Source organism: Streptomyces sp. NRRL F-6492 (genome assembly GCF_001280125.1).
Lineage (GTDB): Bacteria > Actinomycetota > Actinomycetes > Streptomycetales > Streptomycetaceae > Streptomyces.
Genome location: NZ_LGEG01000061.1, coordinates 1 through 6,517, shown reverse-complemented (window position 1 = coordinate 6,517; position 6,517 = coordinate 1). Strand labels below are relative to the sequence as shown.

At 75.4% G+C, this 6,517-nt stretch carries 5 protein-coding genes and 1 pseudogene; 2 read left to right on the top strand and 4 right to left on the bottom strand.

Annotated elements, in window-relative coordinates:
* A pseudogene (locus ADL08_RS07720) lies at positions 1–605 on the top strand (hypothetical protein); the annotation flags it as partial.
* Between the two features lie 35 nt (positions 606–640).
* Here the strand turns inward: ADL08_RS07720 and ADL08_RS07715 are convergent.
* From ADL08_RS07715 to ADL08_RS07700, 4 genes are all read right to left on the bottom strand, one after another.
* A complete protein-coding gene (locus ADL08_RS07715; protein ID WP_053641324.1) occupies positions 641–1,390 on the bottom strand; it encodes a tyrosine-protein phosphatase in 750 nt (249 codons plus the stop codon).
* Positions 1,391–1,426: 36 nt separating this feature from the next.
* Positions 1,427–2,035 carry a helix-turn-helix domain-containing protein gene (locus ADL08_RS07710; protein ID WP_053641323.1) on the bottom strand — a complete coding sequence of 203 codons (609 nt, stop codon included), beginning with the start codon at positions 2,033–2,035 and terminating at the stop codon, positions 1,427–1,429.
* 168 nt (positions 2,036–2,203) lie between these two features.
* Positions 2,204–2,899, bottom strand: a complete 696-nt coding sequence (locus tag ADL08_RS07705; RefSeq protein WP_053641322.1) for a response regulator — start codon at positions 2,897–2,899, stop codon at positions 2,204–2,206.
* Positions 2,896–4,710 carry a sensor histidine kinase gene (locus ADL08_RS07700; RefSeq protein WP_234352043.1) on the bottom strand — a complete coding sequence of 605 codons (1,815 nt, stop codon included), beginning with the start codon at positions 4,708–4,710 and terminating at the stop codon, positions 2,896–2,898. Before ADL08_RS07700 ends, ADL08_RS07705 begins: the two co-directional genes overlap by 4 nt.
* Before the next feature lie 164 nt (positions 4,711–4,874).
* Here ADL08_RS07700 and ADL08_RS07695 point away from each other — a divergent pair, with 164 nt between their 5' ends.
* Positions 4,875–6,284 (top strand): cation:dicarboxylate symporter family transporter, encoded by a 1,410-nt coding sequence (locus ADL08_RS07695; RefSeq protein WP_053641321.1) that lies wholly within the window; start codon positions 4,875–4,877, stop codon positions 6,282–6,284.
* Positions 6,285–6,517: the final 233 nt, after the last annotated feature.

Genomic DNA, 6,517 nt, shown 5'->3' with positions numbered 1-6,517 from the left:
GGCCGGGGTCCGGCGGCGGGGCCCGGTCCCGAATACGGGGCCTCCTCGTCCCGGCGGTCGCGGTCGCCGCCCTCGTGTTCGCCGGGGTCAGCGTCGTCGCCTTCCTGCGGGACGGCCACACCGGGCACCCGCCCCGTACCCCCACCGCCCCCGCCGCCGGCGACGTGCTCGTCCGGGTCGTCGGCACCGACTTCTGCCTCGGCGAGCGGCGCGGCTCCCGGACGGGCCGGATCCACCAGGTGCCGTGCGCCGCCGCGGACGTCCCGCTGTACGCGCTCGCGGAGGCGGGCGGCGGCCGGTGGCGGATCGCCTCCGACCACCCCGACTACGGCGCGGGCTGCTCCGGCGTCCCCTCCGGCGGACGCGTGCCCGACGCGCCGTACGAGGACTCCGAGTGCGGCGACCCCACCCGGATCGAGGAGTTCTCCCTGGAGCCGTACGGCACTCCCGTCGAGGGCTACCGGATCGTCCCGGCCGGTTCCGCGACCCCCGGCAGCTGCGTCACCGTCGTCGGCGACCGCGCGGCGGCCTGGGCCCGCCTCGCCCAGGCCCCCTGCGCACCGGACGCCGCGGGCCAGCTCTTCGACTTCGACCGCCGGGACTAGCCGGGACCAGCCGGGACCAGCCGGGACCAGCCGGACTAGACGGCGGCCGGCGGCTCCACCAGACGGGTCCGCAGGGCCGTCACCACCGCCGGGTCCAGACCGACGTGGCCGGTGGCGTACGCGTACACCGATCCGTACCGCGCCCGCAGGTCCGCGAGGAACAGGCGGACGACCTCGGCGGGGGCGCGGCCGTAGCCCGGCCAGCGCAGTTCGCGGCCCGGGTGGGACGCGTGCCAGTCGGCGACCAGGCGCTCCGTGGCCAGCTCGGTGAGGGCGAAGTCCGCGAGGACCTCCTCGTCGGGGACCTCCAGGAGCGCGAGGAGGACCGCCGCGAGCAGCCCCGTGCGGTCCTTCCCCGAGGCGCAGTGGAAGACGAGCGGTCCGTCGGCGGCGGCGATGACCTCCAGGGCCGTACGGAGTTCCACGGCCCCGTCCTCGGCGACCTCGGCGAACCGGTCGGCGAGGTAGCGCCACGGGTCGACGGCCGGGTCGATCTCCGCCTGGTCGTACGGGCGGTGCTCGACGGAGAGGTTGTGCCAGGCGACGCCGCCGGTCTCCGGCAGGCGGCCCTTGGCCGCGATCTCCCACGGGTAGCGCAGGTCGATCACCGTGGTCACGCCCAGCTCCCGGAAGCGTTCCAGGTCCGCGGGACCGGCGTCCGCGAGCTTGCCGAGGGAGTCGGAGCGGTAGAGGGCCCCCCACCGCACGGTTCCGCCGCCGGCGGTCCGACAGCCGCCCAGGTCACGGAAGTTGTGGAGTCGTTCGAAAGGTATGTGTCGTCTCACGGCGCCAATCTACGGCGCCTGCCGACGCCGTCGGGATCATGCGCCGACGGACGCCCAGAAGTGGCCGGTGACGTCGTCCAGGTACGCGCGCCCCGCCTCGCCGGAGCCCCCCGACGCGCCCCAGCTGCTGGTCGCCGCCATCCGGGCGTGGTAGTCCGTGTGCAGCCGCTGGAGCGCCGCCTCCACCGTCCGCCTGGGCAGCGGCACCATCCGCACCGCCGGTTTCACGTACGCCTGCCAGCGGGTGGTGGCCGCGTCGCGCAGCAGTTCGGCGAGGCGTTCGTCGCCGCCGGTCGCGGTGATCAGGGCGCGCGGGCCGAGGCCGAGGGCCTCCGCGAGGGCGGCCGTCTGGCGTTCGGTGCCGCGCCAGCGCCCCTCGTCCTCCATCCGCCGGTACGCCTGGGCCGAGAGCCCCACCCGCCGCGCCAGCTCCTCGGGGGCGGTCCCGCGCGCCACCCGGTGCTCGCGCAGGGTGGAGGCGGCGGCGATCAGCTCGGCGGGGGAGCACCACAGGACGCCCGCGAGGGCGGTCAGCTCCTGCTCGGTGGGGACCGCCCGGCCGCGCTCCCAGGCGAGGACGGTCTCGGGGGTGGCGAGGATGCCGTATTGCGCCCGCAGGCCGTACGCGACGTGGTCGTGGGCCATGCCGAGTCCTTCCCGCAGGCGGCGCGCGGCCGGGGCGTCGAAGGGTGGGGAAGGTGGGTGCACGCGGCCACCGTAGGTGCGGAGGGTGACGGCTGGATACGGTGCGTTCCCCCAAGGCGCGAGGTTCGTAGGAACGTGGGAACCGCCTGGTAACGGCGTCCTCCCCGTTCAGTGACCCCGTACGGGTCCCTCCCGCCAGCGGTACTGGAGCTCGGGCCGTCCGATCTGCCCGTACCGCGGGGCCCGCACGGCCCGGCCCTCGGCGACCAGGTGTTCCAGGTAGCGGCGCGCGGTGATCCGGGAGATCCCCAGGGCCGTCCCCGCCTCGGCGGCGGTGACCCCCTCCGGGGCGGCCCGGAGGGTACGGGTGACCGCCTCCAGGGTCGGGGCGCTCAGCCCCTTGGGGAGCGCGGCGGGGTGCGGCGCGCGCAGGGCGGCGAGCGCCCGGTCCACCTCGTCCTGCCCGGAGGCCTCCCCGGCGGCCGCCCGGAACTCGGCGTACCGGACGAGCCGGTCCCTGAGGGTCGCGAAGGCGAAGGGCTTGAGCACGTACTGGACGACCCCCAGGGAGACCCCCTCCCGCACGACCGCCAGGTCCCGGGCGGAGGTCACCGCGATGACGTCGGCGGCGTGCCCGGCGGCGCGCAGCGCCCGCAGGAGCTGGAGGCCGTGGCCGTCGGGCAGGTACAGGTCGAGCAGGATCAGGTCGACCCGCGTCCGGTCGAGCACCCGTACGGCGGCGGCCCGCGAGTGCGCGATCCCGACGACGGCGAAGCCCTCGACGCGCCCGGCGTAGAGCGCGTGGGCGTCGGCGGCCACGGGGTCGTCCTCGACGACCAGGACCCGGAGGGGAGCGGCACTCACGGGGTCACCTCCGTGCCGGAAACGTCCTTCGCGCCGGGTGCGCCGCCCGCCTCGGAGACGCCCTTCGTGTCGGGGGCGTCGCCCGCACCGGGGGCATCACCCCTAAGGGGAGGCCCTCCGACTTTCCGCGGCACCGGAACCGGAACCGGCACCTGCACGGCCCCCCGTACCGCCACGGCCCCCCGCACCACCCCCGAACCCGCACCCGCACCCGCCCCCGGCTCCCGCAGCGGCAGCCGTACCGTGAACTCCGCCCCGCCCTCCTCCCCGTCCGTGAGGGTCAGCGTGCCCGAGGCGCGGGAGACCGCCTGGTGGACCAGGGCCAGGCCGAGGCCGCGCCCCGGGCCCCGGGTGGACCAGCCGCGCCCGAGCACCGCGTCCCGGTCGGCCGGGCGGACGCCGGGGCCGCTGTCCCCGACCCGGAGCAGCAGCTCGCCGTCTCCCGCGCGGGCCGCGACCGTGACCGTCACGCGCGCGTGCGGGGTCCCGCCCGCCGCCTCCACGGCGTTGTCGATCAGGTTGCCGAGGATCGTCACCAGGTCCCGGGCGGGCAGGGCCGCCGGCACCCGGCCGTCGTCGATGCGGCTGTCCTCGGTGAGGACCAGCTCCACGCCCCGCTCGTTGGCCTGCGCCGCCTTGCCGAGCAGCAGCGCGGCGAGGACGGGTTCGCCGACCGCGTCCACGACCCGGTCGGTGAGCGCCTGGGCCAGTTCCAGTTCCGCCGTCGCGAACTCCACCGCCTCCGCCACCCGGCCCAGCTCGATGAGCGAGACGACCGTGTGCAGCCGGTTCGCCGCCTCGTGCGCCTGCGAGCGCAGCGCCTGCGTGAAGCCCCGCTCGGAGTCCAGCTCGCCCGACAGGGCCTGGAGCTCCGTGCGGTCCCGCAGCGTCACGACGGTCCCGCGCCGCTCCCCGCCGACCACCGGGCGGGTGCTCACGACGAGGACCCGGTCCTCCGTCAGGTGCGTCTCGTCCACGCGCGGCTCCGAGGACAGCAGCGCGCCCGTCAGCGGCGCGGGCAGGCCGAGGTCGGCCGCCGGGCGGCCCACGACCCCCTCGTCCAGGCCGAGCAGCTCCCGCGCCCCGTCGTTGATCAGGGCGATCCGCCGCCGTCCGTCGAGCATCACGAGCCCCTCCCGCACGGCGTGCAGCGCGGCCTCGTGGTAGTCGTGCATCCGGCTCAGCTCGGTGGCGTTCATGCCGTGGGTGTGGCGGCGCAGGCGCGCGTTCACGACGTACGTCCCCGCCCCGCCGAGCGCGAGCGCCGCGCCCGCCATGCCGAGCAGGGCGGTCACCTGCTCCCGCACCTGCGCGCTGATCCGCTCGATCGTGATGCCCGCGCTGACCAGCGCGACGACCCGCCCGTCGCCGTCGAAGACGGGCGCGATCGTCCGCACGGAGGGGCCGAGGACCCCCAGGTGGGTCTCGGAGTGGATCCGCCCCCGCCGGGCCTCCTCGATGTGGCCGAGGTACGTGCGGCCGATCTGGTCCGGCTCCGGGTGCGTCCAGCGGGTGCCGTCCGGAGCCATGATCACCACGAAGGCGACGTCCGCGTGGCGGCGCAGCGACTCGGCGTACGGCTGGAGCGCCGCCGACGGGTCGGCCGCGCGGGCGGCGGCGGCCACGGACGGGGAGTCGGCGACGGCCGCGGCGGTGGCCGTGGACTGGCGCCGCGCGGTCTCCTCGGCCTGCGCCCGGTCCGTGAGGTACGCGAAGACCGCGCACCCCGCCACGACGACGGCCACGAGCACGACCTGCATCGCGAAGAGCTGGCCGGCCAGGCTGCGGGGGCGGGGGAGGGGGAGACGCATGCGGGTAAGTGTGCACGTCCGGGGCCGCGCGGCGGCGCTCCGGCCCCGGTCCGTTCCGGGCCCCCGCCCCGGTCCGTTCCGGGCCCCCGCCCCGGTCCGTTCCGGGCCCCCGCCGTTTCGGCCGTGAACGAAACGTACGCAACCGTGACCCGGGTCACAGGCTGATGGATAGTCGCGGAGTCCACCGGGACGTGGACACCCATCAGCGCGAGGAGGACCCCGTGGCCGCACGCCGGGACCGTACCCACTATCTGTACCTGGCCGTCATCGGCGCCGTACTGCTCGGCATCGCGGTCGGCTTCCTGGCGCCGGGCGTCGCCGTCGAGCTCAAGCCGCTCGGCACCGGATTCGTCAACCTGATCAAGATGATGATCTCCCCGATCATCTTCTGCACGATCGTGCTCGGCGTCGGCTCGGTGCGGAAGGCCGCGAAGGTCGGCGCCGTCGGCGGCCTCGCCCTCGGCTACTTCCTGCTCATGTCGACGGTGGCGCTCGCGATCGGCCTGCTCGTCGGCAACCTCCTGGAGCCCGGCTCCGGCCTCCACCTCACCGAGGAGCTGGCCGAGGCCGGCGCCAAGCAGGCGGAGGGCGCGAGCGAGTCCACGGCGGACTTCCTCCTCGGGATCATCCCCACCACCCTCGTCTCCGCCTTCACCGGGGGCGAGGTTCTCCAGACCCTCCTGGTCGCCCTCCTGGCGGGCTTCGCCCTCCAGGCGATGGGCGCGGCCGGGGAGCCGGTCCTGCGCGGGATCGGGCACATCCAGCGGCTGGTCTTCCGCATCCTCGCCATGATCATGTGGGTGGCCCCGGTCGGCGCGTTCGGCGCGATCGCGGCCGTCGTCGGCGCGACCGGCGCGGACGCCCTGAAGTCCCTCGCCGTCATCATGATCGGCTTCTACCTGACCTGCGGACTCTTCGTCTTCGTCGTGCTCGGCGCGATCCTGCGGCTGGTCGCCGGGATCAACATCTGGACCCTCTTGAAGTACCTGGGCCGCGAGTTCCTGCTGATCCTCTCCACCTCCTCCTCCGAGTCGGCGCTGCCGCGCCTGATCGCGAAGATGGAGCACCTGGGCGTCTCCAAGCCGGTCGTCGGCATCACCGTGCCGACCGGCTACTCCTTCAACCTCGACGGCACCGCGATCTACCTCACGATGGCCTCGCTCTTCGTCGCCGAGGCGATGGGCGACCCGCTGTCGATCGGCGAGCAGGTCTCGCTCCTCGTCTTCATGATCATCGCGTCGAAGGGGGCGGCGGGCGTCACCGGCGCGGGCCTGGCCACCCTGGCGGGCGGCCTCCAGTCGCACCGGCCCGAACTGGTCGACGGGGTGGGCCTGATCGTCGGCATCGACCGCTTCATGAGCGAGGCGCGCGCCCTCACCAACTTCGCGGGCAACGCCGTCGCCACCGTCCTCGTCGGCACGTGGACCAAGGAGATCGACAAGGCGCGGGTGACCGAGGTCCTCGCCGGCCGCGTCCCCTTCGACGAGAAGACCCTCGTCGACGACCACGCCCCGACCCCGGTCCCGGACCAGCGGGCGGACGGGGAGGGCGAGAAGACCCACGCGGTGGTCTGACGGGCTGCCGCCCCTCCGCGGAGAACCGCCGGGTCCCGGGCCTTGAGCCGGATCCGGGCCCCGGGAACGGGAGGCCCCCGGCCGCCACGAGCGGCCGGGGACCTCCCGTTTCCGGGCACACCCCGTTCCCGGGCACACCCCGTTCCCGGGGACACCCCGTTCCCGGGGACACCCCGTTCCCGGGGACACCCCGTTCCCGGGGACACCCCGTTCCCGGGGACACCCCGTTCCCG